This is a genomic window from Azospirillum lipoferum (genome assembly GCF_024170005.1).
Classification (GTDB): domain Bacteria; phylum Pseudomonadota; class Alphaproteobacteria; order Azospirillales; family Azospirillaceae; genus Azospirillum; species Azospirillum lipoferum.
Map to the genome: position 1 here is coordinate 36,931 of NZ_JALJXJ010000024.1, position 17,593 is coordinate 54,523.

Annotated in this window: 14 protein-coding genes; 4 read left to right on the forward strand and 10 right to left on the reverse strand. The window is 63.5% G+C overall.

Features of this window, described 5'->3' with window-relative positions:
• Positions 1-52: 52 nt before the first annotated feature.
• The gene (locus tag J2848_RS33515) at positions 53-1,612 is read right to left on the reverse strand and encodes an asparagine synthetase B family protein (protein ID WP_149233379.1); all 1,560 of its coding nucleotides are present in this window, start codon (positions 1,610-1,612) and stop codon (positions 53-55) included.
• 415 nt (positions 1,613-2,027) lie between these two features.
• Between J2848_RS33515 and J2848_RS33520 the strand changes: the two genes are divergently transcribed.
• Complete coding sequence (locus J2848_RS33520; protein ID WP_149233378.1) at positions 2,028-3,149, forward strand: class I SAM-dependent methyltransferase; 1,122 nt, start codon at positions 2,028-2,030, stop codon at positions 3,147-3,149.
• Positions 3,150-3,161: 12 nt separating this feature from the next.
• On the opposite strand, the gene J2848_RS33525 is transcribed toward J2848_RS33520, so the two are convergent.
• Genes J2848_RS33525 through J2848_RS33535 form a run of 3 tightly spaced genes read right to left on the reverse strand, consistent with a single transcriptional unit; the run spans position 3,162 to position 4,644 of the window.
• A complete protein-coding gene (locus tag J2848_RS33525) occupies positions 3,162-3,422 on the reverse strand; it encodes a hypothetical protein (RefSeq protein WP_149233377.1) in 261 nt (86 codons plus the stop codon).
• A 24-nt stretch (positions 3,423-3,446) separates the two neighbouring features.
• The gene (locus tag J2848_RS33530) at positions 3,447-4,319 is read right to left on the reverse strand and encodes a hypothetical protein (RefSeq protein ID WP_149233376.1); all 873 of its coding nucleotides are present in this window, start codon (positions 4,317-4,319) and stop codon (positions 3,447-3,449) included.
• 4 nt (positions 4,320-4,323) lie between these two features.
• Positions 4,324-4,644: a hypothetical protein gene (locus tag J2848_RS33535; protein WP_149233375.1), complete on the reverse strand. Its 321-nt coding sequence runs from the start codon at positions 4,642-4,644 to the stop codon at positions 4,324-4,326.
• Between the two features lie 255 nt (positions 4,645-4,899).
• On the opposite strand from J2848_RS33535, the gene J2848_RS33540 reads away from it, so the two are divergent.
• Both J2848_RS33540 and J2848_RS33545 read left to right on the forward strand, forming a co-directional pair.
• Complete coding sequence (locus tag J2848_RS33540) at positions 4,900-6,276, forward strand: protoporphyrinogen/coproporphyrinogen oxidase (protein ID WP_149233374.1); 1,377 nt, start codon at positions 4,900-4,902, stop codon at positions 6,274-6,276.
• Positions 6,269-7,213, forward strand: a complete 945-nt coding sequence (locus tag J2848_RS33545; RefSeq protein WP_149233373.1) for an NAD-dependent epimerase/dehydratase family protein — start codon at positions 6,269-6,271, stop codon at positions 7,211-7,213. Before J2848_RS33540 ends, J2848_RS33545 begins: the two co-directional genes overlap by 8 nt.
• 176 nt (positions 7,214-7,389) lie before the next feature.
• On the opposite strand, the gene J2848_RS33550 is transcribed toward J2848_RS33545, so the two are convergent.
• From J2848_RS33550 to J2848_RS33570, 5 genes are all read right to left on the reverse strand, one after another.
• Positions 7,390-7,938 (reverse strand): dTDP-4-dehydrorhamnose 3,5-epimerase family protein, encoded by a 549-nt coding sequence (locus tag J2848_RS33550; protein WP_149233372.1) that lies wholly within the window; start codon positions 7,936-7,938, stop codon positions 7,390-7,392.
• The gene (gene rfbG, locus J2848_RS33555; RefSeq protein ID WP_246194074.1) at positions 7,935-9,035 is read right to left on the reverse strand and encodes a CDP-glucose 4,6-dehydratase; all 1,101 of its coding nucleotides are present in this window, start codon (positions 9,033-9,035) and stop codon (positions 7,935-7,937) included. The genes J2848_RS33550 and rfbG overlap by 4 nt, the downstream gene beginning before the upstream one ends.
• The gene (rfbF, locus tag J2848_RS33560; RefSeq protein WP_149233370.1) at positions 9,032-9,802 is read right to left on the reverse strand and encodes a glucose-1-phosphate cytidylyltransferase; all 771 of its coding nucleotides are present in this window, start codon (positions 9,800-9,802) and stop codon (positions 9,032-9,034) included. The genes rfbG and rfbF overlap by 4 nt, the downstream gene beginning before the upstream one ends.
• Positions 9,799-11,106: a lipopolysaccharide biosynthesis protein RfbH gene (rfbH, locus tag J2848_RS33565; RefSeq protein ID WP_149233369.1), complete on the reverse strand. Its 1,308-nt coding sequence runs from the start codon at positions 11,104-11,106 to the stop codon at positions 9,799-9,801. Before rfbH ends, rfbF begins: the two co-directional genes overlap by 4 nt.
• 114 nt (positions 11,107-11,220) lie before the next feature.
• The gene (locus tag J2848_RS33570) at positions 11,221-12,834 is read right to left on the reverse strand and encodes a glycosyltransferase family 61 protein (RefSeq protein WP_149233368.1); all 1,614 of its coding nucleotides are present in this window, start codon (positions 12,832-12,834) and stop codon (positions 11,221-11,223) included.
• An 816-nt stretch (positions 12,835-13,650) separates the two neighbouring features.
• Here J2848_RS33570 and J2848_RS33575 point away from each other — a divergent pair.
• On the forward strand, positions 13,651-15,414 hold the full coding sequence (locus J2848_RS33575; RefSeq protein ID WP_149233367.1) for a transglutaminase-like domain-containing protein: 1,764 nt from the start codon (positions 13,651-13,653) through the stop codon (positions 15,412-15,414).
• Between the two features lie 60 nt (positions 15,415-15,474).
• Here J2848_RS33575 and J2848_RS33580 read toward each other — a convergent pair whose 3' ends face one another.
• Positions 15,475-17,088 (reverse strand): radical SAM protein, encoded by a 1,614-nt coding sequence (locus tag J2848_RS33580; protein ID WP_149233366.1) that lies wholly within the window; start codon positions 17,086-17,088, stop codon positions 15,475-15,477.
• Positions 17,089-17,593: the final 505 nt, after the last annotated feature.

Consider the following 17,593-nt stretch of genomic DNA (forward strand, 5'->3'; position numbering starts at 1 on the left):
CGCCGATGCCGGCTCCTGCCGGATAAGGCCCCGAGGCGGGTCCGCTTCGGCTTTACGCCGAAGCGGACCAGGTGGCGAGAAGGAACAGCCGCCAGACCAGCAGCGGATCGGATGTCCCGTCATAATGGGCGGTGATCCGCCGTTCCGCGGCATCCAGATCGAGAACGCTGGCGAGCGAGCCGCCACGGGCGGCGGCCAGACGGTCGAGAACACGGTCGCGCTGACCGTCGAGCAGGATGTCGGGCGTCACCAGTTCCGCACCCGGCTCCCGCTGTCCCATCGCATCGGCGAGCGGCGCCGGCACTTCGGCCAGGAGCCGGCGCCGCACCGGCATGCCATCGGCGCGGGCTTGGCGACGCAGCGCTTCCGCCCAGCCGGCCAGTTCGCCGCCGCCGAGGAAAGGCACATCCAGCTCCCAACCGCGTTCCCCCAGCACACTGGCCAGCAGCGGAACCGTCCCTCCGGCAAGACGGGTGCTTTCATCCGCAGCCGGCAGCGGGCCCGTCGGATCCCAGCCGCGCATCGACAGGCCGGTCCGGTGCAGGGTTCCGACGACGTCCGCCCCACGCACCAGCCCGGAGCAGGCACCGGCGTCGAGCGTCGCCGCAATCCCGGCTTCGCCGAACAGGGCACGGCCGCCGATTCCCGCCAGGACCCGGCCGGGGCCATCGCCCAATTGCCCGATCCCGGCGCACAGCAGGAAAAGCAGCAGATCGTCAACCGGCAGCCCATGGCCGGCCAGACGGCCATCCACCGCATCGAGAACGGCTTCGGGCGACAGTTCGCAGGTTTCCAGCTTCAGGCCGAACCGATCGGCTATGGCGCCGGCAAGGGGAAACTCGTTCAGTCCGGGGAAGCCGAAAGCCCAGGCGACCGGCGGCGGTTCATCTCCCGCGGCGGCCTTGCCCAGCGCCGCCGCCAGGATGCCGGCATGCAGTCCGCCGCTCAGCAACAGGACCTTGCGGCCCGGTCCGGGACCGACAACGTCGGCAAGCCGGTCCAGGAGACTTCCACCCTCCGTCCCCGCCGGGGTGTCGGGCAGCCAGCGGGACAGAACCCCACCCTGGCAGCGCAAGGTCATCCCCGGATCGAGGCGCCGCACGCCGTCGTCAGGATGGCTCCGGTCCAGGCCGGGAACGGCGATGCCGGTGAGCAGGAATTGCAGGGCGTCGTCGGGGGACAGCGGGCAGCCGCCCTTTTCGGACAGCAGCCGGGCCTCGGATGCGAATGCGATGTCAGTGCCGTGCATCCTGACGAACAGAGGCCGGGTGCCGGCCAAGCCGTGCGACACAATGCAAAGGTCGCGGTCTTCATCCCACAGGCAAAGCAGATGATCGCCCGGCAACCCGGTCAGGGCTGCCTCGCCACCGGTGCGGTACCGCTCCAGCAGCCGCTCGCCCTCCTGCGAGCCGCCGCCGGATGCCTCTCCCATATTCGCCGCCAGACGGCCACCGAGCAGCACGAGCCCGCATCTCCCATCGCCGGTAACGAAGGGCTGGAACGGTTCATCCGGTCCATCGGGCTGCGCAACCGCGACGCTGATCCGCGGCCCCACCTCGAAACCGAAGCGCAACAGCCCCCGCGCTTCCGCCGTGGCCGCGGCCCTGGACACGATCAACCGCGCCGCCTTGTCCACTGAAGGAGACGCATGGAGGCATCCTGCGATGAAGCTCATGGAGTCCGGACCTGGCCTTGGTGACAGCACTGACTGGCTTGCAAGGCGTCATCGGATCGCCTGACAATGCGGATTGAACATTTGCACGCCGGAAGCAACTTCGACAAGCCATTCGAGCCCGCCTCATCAACCGGCCGCATCCGCACGCTATGGTATCGCTTCGTGCAGCCCGTGCTTCATAGGTATGAGGCGAGAACATTTTCCCCGCCTTGCAAAGATGCCGCCGAAGGGCATCCGTTCGCATGCATGGACTGCGCTCAGAGGAAGCCATGCCTTTCGTCATGGCAATTCATTGACTTTCCGGCGGAGCTATCCAATAGCTAGCGCAGGGTAATCAGAGTTAAGGGCTGCCATGTTCGGCGGTGACGAGCAGACTTCCGTTCCCGTCATACTGTCTCCGCCTTTCCGGAAGGAAAGTGGAGCCGCATGGACGGTTCCGATAGACCCCACTCTTTTTCCGCTGACCGACGACGTCGGTTTCGTCACCCGCTCGATCCTGGCGCTGCGGGAGGATGACCGCCTGCTCGGTCCCGGCCATGCCTCGCATGACGAAATCCGGACCCGGGGCAGCGGGCGCTATTCGCATTGGCGCAACGTCCTGTATTTCTCCACGAGCGACAACAGCGACCCGAACACCAACGGGCGCGTCTATATGGTCGAGCCGTCGGAGACCGTTTATTTTTCGGAGCGCGTGAACTACGCCCTCAGCATCGTCGAATTCTACGCGACGCATGTGCAGGGCGGACTGAACGGCTTCCACGACCGCCTGGTTCTGGAGATCGGCCCTGGTCCGGACATGGGTAGCGTGCTGGCAATGGCATGCCTGGGCGCACGGGTCTGCGTGGTGGACCGCTATCTGGCCAGCTGGCGGGCGGGGTGGCACGACAAGTATCTGCCGGTCCTGATCGAGGAGATGCGCAAGCGCGGCTGGCCGGTCGATCCGAAGCCGGTCGAGCGCTCGCTGACGGCCCAGGCGTTCGATCCCGAGCGGATTCGGCCGGTCCCCCTCTCCCTGGAGAATGTGACGGCCGCCGACCTTGGGATGGGGGGCGAACTGGCCGACCTGACGGTCTCCCACGCCGCGTTCGAGCATTTCTATGCGATGAAGCCGGCACTGCTGTCGCTGGCCCGCTGCATGAAGCCGGGCGCGCGCGGTGTTCATCGGGTCGATTTCCGCGACCACCGCAATTTCGCGCGCCCGCTGGAATTTCTCCTGCTCAGCCAAGCCGGCTACGATGAACTGAGTGGGGATGCAAAGTACCAGCATGGCAACCGGATGCGGGCGAGCGTCATGGAGGCCCTTTTCCGCGCGATCGACTTCGCTACGGTCGATTTCCTGCCGGAAGCCACCATCGATCAGGAGTATTTCGCCGAGTTCCTGCCGCGCCTGCGTGCCGCAGCCGACAGTCCCTTCCGGGACATCGACCCGGCTCTGCTGTCCACCCTGGGCGGAACCTTCCTGATCGTCCGGTAGGCTGTCCCGGCGTCAGAGCGGCTGTCCGCCGCCCTCCACCGGTTCCGGTGCCGCACCGGCAAAGGCGGCGATCTGCTCCTGCGTCAGGACGGCGGCCAGGGGAAAGCCGTTCGCCCCGGCAGCCGCCACCGGTTCCGCCGGCCCGACGAATTCGCCAATCACAGTTCCGGATTCATCGGTGGTGACGAAGCGGAACTGGACGTGGGCACCGGCCAGATTGCCCTGCTGGTCCCAACGAACCAGGAATTCATAAGGAAGTTTCGTCGTCCGCATCATTCTCTCCAAGTCGGGGGCGAATCAAGAAACCAGGGCGCCGTCCGGCCACCGCCAGCCGGTGCCGTCGCTGACCGCCAGCCTCTTGTTGCCGGTGCCGTTGCTGACACAGATCAGGCGTCCCACCGCGGCGGCACTCGGCAGCGTCGCCACCGTGTAGCTGCGCAGGCCGAGATGGCTGTTGGCGTCGATGACGACGGTCGCGTTGGACCGATGCGTCACCGTGCCGTCATTGCCGATGCGCAACCGCTCCACCGGTGTGGAGCCGGTGGCGGGGGTGGTCCCGAAGGCCAGCATGCCCGGCACGCTGCCCGCCGTCGGCGTGCCGTCGACCCAGCACCGGAGGTCGGCGGCCGGAAGGAACGCGGCGCCGTCGTCGGCCGTGAACCACACCCGGCCGCATTCGTCGCCGCTCTGGACCGCGCCGCGCGTTCCGACGGCGGCCCCGCGGCTTTTGGCGATGGAAAGCTGCGCGCCATAGACGCTGGCACCATCCCAGCGGCAGGCACCGATCCCGGATGACCAGGATGTTCCATGCGCCTGGACCACCGGCGAGGAACCACCGGTTCCACCGATGCTCACCCCGGCGGTATGGCCCTGCACCAGGGTGCCGCCGCTGTCCAGGGTGGTGCGCTGGACCCCGCCGGTCGCGAAGCCCAGCGTGTCGGGACCGGACCGGAGCAGGCCGGTGTTGGTATCGCCGGTGAAGGCGAGGGCCGGATCGGCGGCCGATCCGGAGGCCAGGGCGACGGCCCCGGTGAAGGAGGGGGAGGCCAGCGGCGCCTTGCCGTTCAGCGCCGGGGTCAGCCCCGCCACCGCCTCCATCCCATGGCCGTGGGCGGCGGGAGCGAGGCCACTCAGGTCGGGCTGGGGAGGGTAGGAATATCGTCCATTCATTGCGTCACCCATAGAAGCCAAGGCTGAGGAAACCGGCCTTCTCCGAAACGAAGGAGAGCGTCGCCACCCCGGCCACCGAACGGGCCATCGGGTTGAATTCCGGCGCCTGCCCCCCGGTGACCGATGCCGTCGGCAGGATGGCCTCCGCATTGTACTGGACCCAGTAATCGGTGGTCGCCGCCATCAGAACGGCCCGGGCACCGGCCGGAACAGGGATGGTGACGGCGGTGGACGGCGCCAGCGAATGGACCTGCCGGTGGGGGGGCGGCGTCAGGATGTCGGTCTTGTGCCCATAGGCATCGGGAAGCATGACAACAGGGTTCATCGGCGGCACCTCCGGAATCCGGGCATGAAAAAGCCCACGCTGGCGAGGACCGGCGTGGGCGCATTGCGGGTGTTGACCCAGGGAACAATATAGGTATATTTTCCCTTTTGTCAAGCCCGTCGGGCAAACCGTTCCGGCATCGGAAGCGGCAAGAACGTTACTGGTTTCCGCCCGGACAATGGATATAGTCCATTCAGGAAGCGGGCCTGTCCCGATCTCTCCTCTACATCCTCACCCTTCTTGCATGGTTCAGTCATGATCGTCGTTCTGGGAGCGGGCTTGACCGGCCTGTCGTTCAGCCACCATGCGGGCCATGACCGCTGTCTGGTGCTCGAGGAAAGCACGCGTCCCCTGGGGCTGGTGCGGACCGAACGGACGGACGGCGCCTTCTGGGACATTGGTCCCCACGTATCCTTCACGAAGCATGCCTATGTCCGCCATCTTCAGCAGGTCGGCTGCGCCGGGCGGCAGCGCAGCTTCCAGGCCCTGATCAGCAACCATTACCGGGGCAACTGGATCTCCCATCCGGCACAGAGCCACCTTTACCAGATGGAGCCGGGTCTGCGGCAAGCCTGCCTGTCGTCGGTCCAGGCGATCCGCGCCCTGCCAGCCAAGGAGCCGGCGCATTACGGCGACTGGCTGGAGCGCGCGTTCGGCCCCGAATTCACCCGGGTCTTCGCGGCGGCCTACACCCGCAAATACTGGACGGTCGAGCCGGAAGAGATGACGGTGTCCTGGATCGGGCGCCGCATCTTCTATCCCGACCTGGAGCAGATCGAACGGGGAGCGGAAGGCCCCCTGCCCTACGACACCCATTACATCACCAGGATCCGCTATCCCCAGGCGGGCGGCTATGCCAGCTATTTTTCCCATCTGGCGGAGGGGGCGAACATCCGCTACGGCGCGCGCGTCGAGCGGATCGATCTGGAACGGCGGGAGGTGACCACCGCCGACGGAACGGTCCATCCCTACAGCCGGCTGGTCAGCACCATTCCGCTCGACCGCTTCGTGGAGGCGACGCCGCAGGCCGGCGACGAGGTGCGTGCGGCGGCACGGCGGCTGGCGCGGACCGACCTGTCGCTGGTGAACGTCCTGGTTCCCCATCCGCCCACGCGCCCGGAAAGCTGGCTGTATGTCTATGACGAGGAGTTCCTGTCCACCCGCATCACCCTGACCACCAACCTGTCGCCGGAGGTCACTCCGCCCGGCACCTGCGGCCTGCAGGTCGAGGTGTATGCCGGCCCGACCCGGCCGCTGCTTCTGGAGGGCCAGGCGCTGGTCGACCGCGTGGTGGAGGAACTAACGGCGATGGGGCTGATCGCGCCGGGCACCGACAGGGAAAGCATCCGGGCTGGGCTAGTATCGCAGCCCTACGCCAACGTGCTGTTCGACCACGCCCGCGAAGCGGCACTGGACAGTATCCTCGACTGGCTCTCCGGCTATGGGCTGGAGCGGGAGGAGGACGATCTGGACCCGGTGATCGATTGGGAGCGTGCACGCCCCCTGTCAGGCCCCCTGCTGCTCGGCGGCCGCTTTGCCCAGTGGAAATATCTGTGGTCCGACGACTGCACCCTGCGCGGCGCTCAGATGGCTGGGCTGTCGCCGGCGTCGCTCAATACCGATTATGAGTAAAATCATTCCCAAAAAGAGGCATGCTATGACGTTAGCGTCATCCAATCAATTATGTGTTCTTCTGACAGGAGCTACCGGCTTTGTGGGACGTCATCTTGCCAGCCATTTAGCCGCACACGGAGCACTCGTACACGCTGTGGTCCGCTCCGGCAGAAATTCAAATCTCCTCCCCCCTTACATTACCCAGCATATGGATAGTGAAGGTGAGGAATTAGCAAGAATTATTGAAAATGTTCGACCAGATATTGTTTTTCACCTCGCGTCTCTATACATAACTGATCATAAGCCCCAGGATATTAATATTCTCATAAATTCCAATGTATTGTTCGGTGCTCGATTGATGGAAGCCATGAGCAACGCAGGCGTTCGCCGTCTCGTAAACACCGGAACTTCGTGGCAACACTTCAATGGCGATCAATATGATCCTGTAAATCTTTATGCCGCGACCAAACAGGCTTTTGAAGCTATTATTTCCTACTATGTTTCGGCTCGCGGATTTTCCGTAACGACACTTAAATTATATGACACCTACGGGCCTGCAGATAGCCGCCCCAAATTGTTTCATTTATTGCGGAACGCTGCCGAAAAGGGAGAAACGTTGCGCATGTCACCGGGAGAACAGCTTCTTGACATTGTTCATATCAAAGATGTGGTCGAAGCCTTTCGCCTCGCTGGGATACATTTGCTGAGGGGAAAAAGTGGCACGCAAGATTTCTACACCGTGTCATCGGGCCGCTGTCTGCCGTTGCGTGAAATTGTAGGCCTCTTTGAGAAAGTCATCGCACAACCGATTCCCGTAGAGTGGGGAGCCCGCTCTTACCGAACCCGAGAAGTGATGCAGCCATGGCGCGGAGGGAATTCTGTACCGGGTTGGACACCGGAAATCTCTCTTGAGGACGGCCTTAAAGATTTAATCCACGCTTCAGAACTGTCGTGAACTATACTTTCTTAGATTTAGAGTCTGTCCGGTGCCGATTAAAGCGCCAGACAGACTCTAAGCTTTTGGTTTTCCGTGTGGTTCACGCTTCAGGCGATTCCGTTTGAACCGATCACACTCTAGAATCCATCAGGCTTCGCACAAGCAACACTTCGTGACGACATCAAACGTGTCTGTCAGCGGATATGGAAAGGACTTTCGAAAGACTCCAGCGTTGGGAGATTGAGGTCACGTCCGGACAAAATAGGGGCAGTGTCGGGCCAGTCGATGCCGGCGCTGTCCCAGCGGATGCCGCTGTCCGCCGACGCCGTATGGACGGTACTAGTCTTGTAGACCAGAATGGCCGGCCCCCGCCGCACATAGAATCCATGCGCCAATCCCGGCGGCAGATAGACACCGTTGCCGAGTTCCGCTGACAGCTCCACCATGACGTGGCGCCCGAAGGTGGGAGAATCCCGGCGCAGGTCGACCGCCACGTCCAGCACAGCGCCCGTCACGCAATAGACCAGCTTCACATGATCGTGCGGCGGCAGTTGGAAATGCAGGCCACGCAGTACCCGATCCGCCGATTCCGTGAAATATTCCTCGGCGAATTCGGTGGACAGCCCATGCCGCTCGAAGGTCGGGCGGTGCATGATCTTGCGGAAGGTCCCCCGCAGGTCCCGGTGCACGGGCGGGCGGATCTCGAAGGCGCCGGGAAGATCCAGCCCGATGATCTCCGTCATAGGAACACCGCCGCCTTGTCGGCCCCGCGGGCCAGATAGGCATCGATCTGGTCACGGGTGAGGGTGCCGGCGTCGGCCCCGCCAGCCTGTGCCCGATACCAGGCCACCGTCTGCTCCAGCGTCTCGTTCAGGTCGAACAGCGGCTCCCAACCCAGGGACACGCGGGCCTTGGTCGCATCCAGCCGCAGGACGGTGTCCTCGTGCGGATGGTCCGCCTGCTCGACCTCCACCCGGCCATCACCCCACAGGGCAGCCAGCCGGTCGGCCATCCAGCCCACCGGGCGTTCCCCGCTGGGAAGCGGTGCGAAGTTCCAGGCATCGGCATGGGCGGCGCCGTCCTGCCACAGCCGCATCGCCAGCCGGAGATAGCCTTCCAGCGGCTCCAGCACATGCTGCCAGGGACGGACCGCGCCGGGATAGCGCAGCCGCAGCGTGTCGCCACGGGTGAAGGCGCGGATGGCGTCGGGAACCAGCCGGTCGGGGGCCCAGTCGCCACCGCCGATCACGTTGCCGGCACGGGCGGTGGCGATGCCGACGCCATGCTGGCCATGGCGTTCGGGCGGGAAGAAGGAATGGCGGAAGGAGGCGGTCAGGATCTCTGTGCAGGCCTTGCTGCTGCTGTAGAGATCGTTGCCGCCGAGCGGGTCGTTCTCGCGGTATCCCCAGACCCAGCCGCGGTTCAGGTAGCATTTGTCGGTGGTCACGACCACGATGGACCGCACCGAGGGAACCCGGCGCGCCCCTTCCAGCAGGTTCAGCGTGCCCATGACGTTGGTGGCGTAGGTGCCGGCCGGATCCGTGTAGGCCAGCCGGACGATCGGCTGGGCCGCCAGATGCAGGACGATTTCCGGCTGGCAGTCGGCGATGGCGCGCGCAAGGGAGGAGGCGTCCAGGATATCGCCGATGATGGAGGTCATGCCGTCAGCGACACCGGCCAGTTCGAACAGGCTGGGGGTGGTGTGGGGCGGCAGGGAATAGCCGGTGACCTCCGCACCCAGCCGGCGCAGCATCAGCGACAGCCAGGCTCCCTTGAACCCGGTGTGGCCGGTCAGAAAGACCCGCCGGCCCCGCCAGAAATCGTGCGCGTGCAGGGTCACGGCCAGACCTTCCAGGGGGCATTGCCCTTCGCCCAGAGATCCTCCAGGAAGCGTTTGTCGTTGATGGTGTCCATCGGCCTCCAGAAGCCCTTGTGCCTATAGGCGGCCAGCTGCTCCGCGGCGGCCAGCCGCTCCAGCGGATCCTGTTCCCAGACAGTGGCGTCGTCCGTGATATAGTCCAGGCAGGCCGGCTCCAGCACGAAGAAGCCGCCGTTCACATAGGCGTTCTTGTTGTCGATCTTTTCGGAGAATCTGCCCACACGGTCATCCGTCAGTTCAAGCGCGCCGAAACGGCCCGGCGGCTCCACCGCCGTCACCGTGGCCAAACGCTTCTGCTCGTGGTGGAAGGCGATCGCCTTCTGGACATCGACATCGGCGACGCCGTCGCCATAGGTCAGGCAGAAGGTCTCGTTGTCGAGGTAGGGGGCGATGCGCTTGACGCGGCCGCCCGTCATCGTCGCATCCCCGGTGTCGATCAGCGTCACGCGCCAGTCGTCGTGCGACTTGTCGTGATAGCTGATGGCACCGTTCCCGATGTCGATCGTGAAGTCCGACAGGGTGCTGCGCATTTCCAGGAAGAACTGCTTGATGACCTCGCCCTTGTAGCCCAGGCAGACGACGAAGTCGTTGATGCCGTGATGGCTGTAGATCTTCATGATGTGCCAGAGGATCGGCATCCGGCCGATGCGCACCATCGGCTTGGGAACGCGGTCCGTCTCCTCGCTGAGACGCGATCCAAGTCCGCCAGCAAGAATGACCGCCTTCATCGCAGTTCCTCCGTAACGATGCCCTTCAGGGTGTCGAGCACATAGGACAGGTGCCGTTCGGTCAGGCCCGGCCAGACGCCCAGCCAGAAGGAGCGGCGCATGATGGTGTCGGTGTTCGTGAGGTCGCCGACCTTGCGGTAGTCCACGCCACGGAAGGCCGGCTGGCAGGTCAGGTTGCCGCCGAACAGCAGGCGGGTGCCGATCCTGCGCTCCTCCAGCCGGCGGACCAGGACGCCGCGGTCGAGGGACACGTCGTCGCGCACCGTCAGCAGGAAGCCGAACCAGCTCGGCTCCGCCCCCGGAATGGCCTCGGGCAGAACGAAAAAACGGTCGAGTCCCAGGGCGATCATGCCGTCACGCAGGAAGCGGAAATTCTCCCGCCGGCGGGCGACAAAGCCGTCCAGCTTGTCCAGCTGGCTCAACCCGATGGCGGCCTGCATGTCCGTCATCTTCACGTTGTAGCCGAGATGGGAGTAGACGTATTTGTGATCATAGCCCGGCGGCAGCCCGTCGAAGGACCAGTCGAACCGGCGGCCGCAGGTGTTGTCGCGGCCCGGTGGGCACCAGCAGTCGCGCCCCCAGTCGCGGAAGGAGTTCACCAGCCGCTCGTAGGCCTTGCGGTTGCTGAAGACGGCGCCGCCTTCGCCCGTGGTGATGTGGTGGGCCGGATAGAAGCTGAGGGTGGCCAGCGTTCCGAAGGTGCCGACCCCCTTGCCGTTCAGGGTGGCGCCGAAGGCGTCGCAGCAGTCCTCCACCAGGAACAGGTTGTGGCGTTCGGCGATGTCGGCGAGCGCCGCGGCGTCAAACGGGTTGCCCAGCGTGTGGGCGACGACGATGGCCCGCGTCTTGTCGGTCAGCGCCGCCTCGACCCGGTCGGGCGTGATGTTGGCGGTGGCCAGATCGACGTCGACGAACACCGGCACGCAGCCGTTCTGGACGATCGGGGCGACGGTGGTGGGGAAACCGGCCGCCACGGTGATGACCTCGCTGCCCGGCGCCAGCCGCCGCTCTCCCAGCGACGGGGAGGTGAGGGCGCTCACCGCCACCAGGTTGGAGGCGGAGCCGGAACAGGTGAGGCTGGCGTACTTCACCCCGAAACGTTCGGCCAGCCGCTTGCGGAAGCCGTCGGCGAAGCGACCCTCGGTCAGCCACATGTCCAGGGACGCATCGATCAGATGCCGCAGGTCGTCAGCGTCCACCACCTTGCCGGTGACGGGCACATAGCTTTCCCCCGGAACGAAGGCGGGCTTCGCCTGGTCTTCCCACCAGCGTCCCGCAGCGTCGAGGAGGTCCTGTCTATCCATGCGGCATTCCTTGCCTGAAAAAATGAGCCGAACAGCGGCTGTGATTTGTGCGCTGCCCCGCCAGTGCAGGCAGAAGGCGCCTGTCCGGGCGGGGACTGGGAATGGAACGAGCGATCAGCGCTCGAAATAAATTGAATAGGTCCGGCCGTTGATGTTCGGATCCGAGTTGTCGCTGGCCGAGAAGAGGAGGTGGTTGTTCCAGTGGGAATACCGCCCGCCACCGATGGTCCGGATATCATGATGCGAGCTGTGCGGCTGGCCGATCGGCCGGCCGTTCTCCAGCAGGCGGAGCGGCGACCGGGGCCCCGTTCCGATGCCGTCCGCATAACGCGCGAGTTCCGGAATGTAGCAGGCGTAGGCGAGTGTCTCGACCTGATCAGGCGAGAAGGGTGCGTCGAGAACCTGATAGCAGACCCCTTGCTCGATCTCCGGCCTCGTCTCGGCTACGGCACGGATCAGGGCGGTCTCCGGATTGACAGTGACGCCCGTCAGTTCCATCAATCGCGCGACGAAGGGCAGGAAGCTTTCCAGCGGGACCTCGAAGGAACACTGGTCGCGATTGGCCGCCTCCACCTCCCGAGTCGGGTCCTTTCGGATTAATTCGGGCACATGGTGCATGACATAGCGCTTCCCCGTGACCCCCGCGACATGGACGAAGGCGGAGAAAAGCACATTACCCGTCCCAATCTCGCAGATGATGCAGCCTTCCGGCGCATAGGCAGCGTTCAGGATTGCAGCACCGGTCTGGCAAATCAGGATCTTGGCTTGACCGAAGAACTTCACTTCATCGGCGAAACCAAAATTATCGGGTACGAGGCACTCGAAGCCGTAACTCTGCAGACCGGCGGCGAGAGCTTCTTCGTTAAGCATGTAACGTCCGGCGCCGCCACCCTTGCGCATCAGGAAAATGTATTCGGGCTGGCGGATTTGAACTGAGTTATCGCGGGCTACCCGCTGCGCGATCTCCGACGTCATCGTGTTGAAGAGCGGCGGCGGCTGGTTGGTGCCGAGTGTGAACATCCGGCTCGAATAGATCAGGTCGCGGCAGAAGACGATCGGTTCGAGCGTACCACGCAGTCGGCCGCCCATCCCCAGCACCGCCAGACTGTCATGGATCCAGCCCCGGTTGCGGTACCGACGGGGTTCGTTCTTGGTGGTAGGCATCAGGAACTTGACGTCCTTCTCCAGAATCCAGTCGCGGATCCCGTAGGCGGACAGCAGGCTGTCGAGATGCCAGTGGCCGTAATTGTCCTGAACGGTGTTGACGAGCATGACCGTATCTTCGATCACTTCCGCGCGATCGCAGATTTCCGGATCGAAGACCAACCCTTCGTCAGTCTTCGTAATATTCGGTAGAAAACGGGCCAGATAATCAAAGTTCTTATCCTGGTCACCGTAACAGACACTGTTCAAAGATTCTTTCAAAAAGACACCCGGCGCCAGCATGATCGCGCTGCGGTTCGGGAAAACGAAAACATTCTTCAGCCGGATGAAAAACAACTCTGAACTGAGATAGGATTTTCCGTTTCTGGCCCATTGGGCCGCCGGGGCATCCCTATCCGGAAAGTAATCTTCCAGAAAATAACCGTTCTTGAAGCTGACCGGCTCCGGCTTCAGGAAGTCAAAACGTCTATTTTCATCGGACTTTGAAAAAAAACCATCTACTGACACATTTTCCAGTCCAAGTTCATTGAGCGGCGTCGCATGAACCGGAAGGGTTTTACTCATTTCTAATGACTCCGATAAAAAATATTCCTGCCTTCGTTTTTCAATTAATGTGAAAATCGATGGCTTAGACTGACTTTCGCCTTCGGCAGGAAGACCATAGCGATTTTGCGTTAAATCATCAAGATTAATTCCAAACTCATATGCCTTCTCTCAAGATTGTCCCAAGTTGGAATTGAGGAAAGCGACACGTTGCCTCGGGCACCGATTCGCTTGCATCACGAACCGAAGCTTCCTCCCCCTGACGGCACAATGTCGGATGACGGGCACCACCGCTTTGATTAGAGTTGTAACTTCCAGGAGGTCGCGCGGGCGCCCAAATGGAATATCGCAGGCGGCTGCACCGTAGAGGACCAATAAAATTCAACTTCTATTTGAAAGAAGGACAAGCCTTTCAATGGATCAGCAAACCTGGAGGAAGATTGTCAGGAATATATTATGTTAAATTCTATCATCATTCCGTCTTCCATCTCGCACGAGTCCGGATTGGCATATGAAGTTCAACTGAACTCTGACCTGATTTCGGACGACAGCCTCTTTCCACGCCGCAGCCGTCTGATACTGCTTGAAAACCAAACGATTCTCGGACCGCGCCACTGCCTTCACCAGGAGATCCGGGAGCAAGGGGGCGGACGCTACTCCCATTGGAGCGGGCGCCTGCTGTTCAGCAGCAGCGACGGCTCCGACCCGAGGCAGAACGGCCGCACCTACCAGTATCTGGTTCTGGAAAATGACGAGACCTCGGCTTCGTTCGTGCTTGGCGTCGTCCGGCGAGGTCTTGCAATCCAGCATAATTTCGCGGAATTCCAGCCTGGGGGAATGCACAACCCGGACGATCAGCAGATCATCCAGGCGATTGCCTTCCTGCTCACCCTCCCGGCCCGCCAGCATCTGCTGCGCGGGGATCAGCGGCGAACCCGACAGCGGTCATCCCCGTCTTCTCCCGACCACCGCAGTTGGATGGGGATGGTGACGGCGGAAGAGCCGGGCCTGCCCATCGCCATCGCCGAGCCGGAACCCCGCCTGCGCACTATCCGGTTGCGCAACCCGTCTATGCACACGGCGACGATCACCGGCTTCCGCTCCGGCGGCTGGACCACTCCCTGGACGCGCAGCCAGCTGCTGGAAAGCATCGGCGCGACCGGGCTGTCCCAACGTCAGGCCGCCTTCGCGGTCTGGCAGTATATCGCCCGTTCGGGCGTACGCGGATCGCCGAGCATCGGACAGAAGCACCGGCGGGACCCGATCCCGTTCCTGTGCCTTTATGGCGGGGACTGCAACGACTTCGCAACGGTCTATTGCACCATCGCCCACGCCTGCGGGCTGGAGGCGCGGGTCGCCGTCTATGACGGGCATGGCGCGCCGGAGGTCCGGATCGACGGCCGGTGGGTCATCCTCGATCCGAATCTGGTAACCTTCACGCGCGATCAGCGTACCGGCCTGCTGGACGGCGCCAACAGCATCACTAGGGAACGGCTGGAGGAAAGCCGCTATGGCTATCCCGTCGCCACCTTGGACAATGCCGACACCCCGCTGCTGTCCCACCAGTGGAAGCACTACAACGCCATCTTCGCGACCCGGAGCTTCTCCCTGGCGCCTCCCGAGGAAGCGGCGTGGCACGAGCTGTCCCTGTCCCTGGCGCCCGGCGACGATCTCAGCTTCCATGCCGATCTGGACGGCATGGCGCCTCCCTTCTTCTGCAATGGCGAAACCCTGAACGCGCCGTCGCAGGCCAGTTACCGGCTGATCCGGCGGATGGCGAAGGAGGCGGGCGCCCCGCTCGACCTGACGGTGGCGGTGCCGTTCCCGATCCTGGACGCCATGCTGGAAGTCTCCGCCTTCTCGGATTCCGAATGGCCCGAGACCTTCAGGATCGGGCTGTCCGCGTCCGGGCAGGAGATCGGCTCGCTGGTCATCGAAGAGCGCCACTTCATCGGCCGCAATCACTTTGAGGTCCCGCTTGGAGAAGCCGTCGCTCCAGGCCGCGCGCGCGAACCCTTCATGGATTTGCAGGTCGTCCTGCCGCAGTTCCTGGGCCCGCTCGCCGTCGAGGCAAAGCTGACGGTCATCGGCTCCGTCCTGGCCGCGGCGCTTCCCCAGCTTTGCCATGGGGACAGCACGATCGAGGTTCTCGGCGAATTCGAGACGCTGGAGCTGACGGTCGAAGGCTCGGAAAGGGCCATCGACTGCGAGCCGGTGCCGGCACCGACCCTGCATCCGCCGGTGATCCGGCAGCCCGGCGACGAGCCCGGACAGGACGGCAGCGTTGAACTGAGCTGGGAGGGCGATCCGCTCTTCGCCTATGAAGTCATGCTCTGCTGTGACGAGCATTTCATCGAGCCGATCCTGCCCCAATACATGCGCATCGTCGACAAGGCCAGCCTGACGGTGCCGCTGCGACACCTGTCTGGGGTTCCCGACATCTTCTGGCGAGTCCGGGCGGTGACAGGGCCATATGCCTATGGGCCGCCCGCGTCAATGCGCCTCGATCTTCCCACGGATCTCGTCGTTGCGCCGGCGCCGCCGGTTCCCGAGCAACAATTCGTCTGCGGCATCCGCGAGGAATTCAGGCTTCCAGACTGACCCGCCCCGGCCTTCACGGCCCGGAGCGGGGACAGTCCTGTCGGCGGGGAACGTCCGGTATCAGCTTCCGCCATAGCTTTTGACGCAGCCTGCACATTCCGGCAGCACGACGGGATTCAGGCTGTCATGCCGCAGGGAGCGGCGCAGGCTTTCATAGCGCTTGCCGCACCAGGTGTTCAGGAACGCATCCAGGCTTGTGGCAAAGCCGAGAACCGTCCGCTGGGTGCGGCAGCAGGCGTAGATCTCGCCGTCCAGCCCGATGTCCACATACTGCAGCGGCGCCATGCAGGCATAGACGGGATGGGCGCCGGAACTGCCCGACAGGATCGGATAGTTGGCATGGCCGGATCGCGCCTTGTAATGGACGGTGTCCACGACCTCCTTGTTGGTGAAGCGGATCCAGTTCGGCTCGAACCGTATGTCGGGGCCGTCCGGATGCGCCGCCGCCCATTCACCCAATGCGGCAATCTGGGGAGCCAACTCCTCGGGGCTCGGCTGCTCCTCGAATGAATCCGAGATCGGATCGTACTGGCGGAAATTCACCGAATCGATCTGGTTCGCATGGGCCCACTCCATGACGTCCATCATCGCCGGCAGAGTGCGGCGGGTGACCGTCGGGTTGACGCACAGCTTCAGTTTTTCAGGATCACGCAGTTCGTTCAGTCGACGGACCCCCCGCTCGACATTCTCCCATTTCCCGTTCCGGCGGACATCGTTGAACAGCGGGCCGGTCGCATCGATGGACATCCAGACGGTGCCCACCATGCCGGCCAGAAGATTGACCAGCCGGTCGGTCAGCAGGGTGGCGTTGGTCTGAAGCTTGAACACGCAGCCGTGGTCGCGGATCGCCCTCAGCACCTCCTCGAAGTCCGGATGCAGAGACGGCTCGCCGTAGCTGCTCAACTCCACCTCGGTCATGAAGGGCAGGATGGTGTCCGCCACCTTGCGGAACATCCCGATATCCATGAACCGGCGGGGAATCTTCTCGTTGTCGAGGAACTTCTGGCTGCCGCAGATCTCGCAACGCAGGTTGCATTTGTTGGTCAGGCCGATGTTGCAGTACTGCGGCAAAGCGAAGCGGCTGCCGTTGCGATACAGGACATAGGCTCCCCGGGCGGCGTGGTAGATGATCGACCCGTCGTCCAGGGTTTTGTGAATCTTGTATCCGATCTGATAGTGGCGTCCGTTGGTGTTGGGATCGCTGTTGTCGCTGGTGGCGAACCACAGCTCGTTCCCCCAATGGCTGTAGCGGCCCTCGCCTTTCTGGCGGATGTCGTCGTGGAGCATGTCCGCCCGCGGCAGGTACACGCCGTCCTCGATCAGGAAAAGCTCCGAGTAGCGGCTTTTCCCATCCGATGCCAGGGGGGCGAGATCCGGAATGTAGGCGGTCCAGGCGAAGCCGCCGGCATTGCCGTACCGCCCCGGCAGGTCGACGGTATAAACCCCCTCCTCGAACGACAGGCGGGCGTAGCCTTCCTTGACGGGGGCCGCCGGCACGGCCTGTTCGGCCGCCACGATGGAAATCGTGTAGTCCCGGCCGTTGCTGTTGGGATCGCTGTTGTCGGAGGTGGAGAACCACAGCCCGTCGCCCCAATGGCTGTAACGGCCGCCACCCTTCTGCCGGACATCGTCGTGAAGCTGGTCCGCCGGCCCCAGGGGAAGGCCGTCCTCCATGAACTGCAGTTTGAATCCTGTCCCGCCTTTCCCCCAGGCTTCGAATTGGGGCAGCTTCACGAGCCAGGCAAAGCCGTTGTCGGAAGCGAAGGGCTTCGGCAGCGGATAGGGTATCCCTACCTGCGGTTGGGCCCCAGACCCGACCGGCGACGGCACGACCGAAGAAGGGCGCCCGCCCTCAGGCTCCTCGACTTTGCCTGCGCCAGAATTGATGTCTTGATTGATAATAATCGTGTAGTGCCGGCCGTTGGTGTTGGGGTCGCTGTTGTCGGAGGCGGAGAACCACAATCCGTCGCCCCAATGGCTGTAGCGGCCACCGCCCTGCTGACGGATATCGTCGTGAAGCTGGTCCGCCGGCCCCAGGGGACGGCCGTTTTCCAACAGTGACGCGGACGAACGGGGCATTTCCGGCGTAGCCCCGTAAGCGCTCAACTCCGGCAGCGAAATATGCCAGCCGTAACCCCCATCATCCTTGAACGGCCCCTCAAGGAGGTACGGCTGGGCC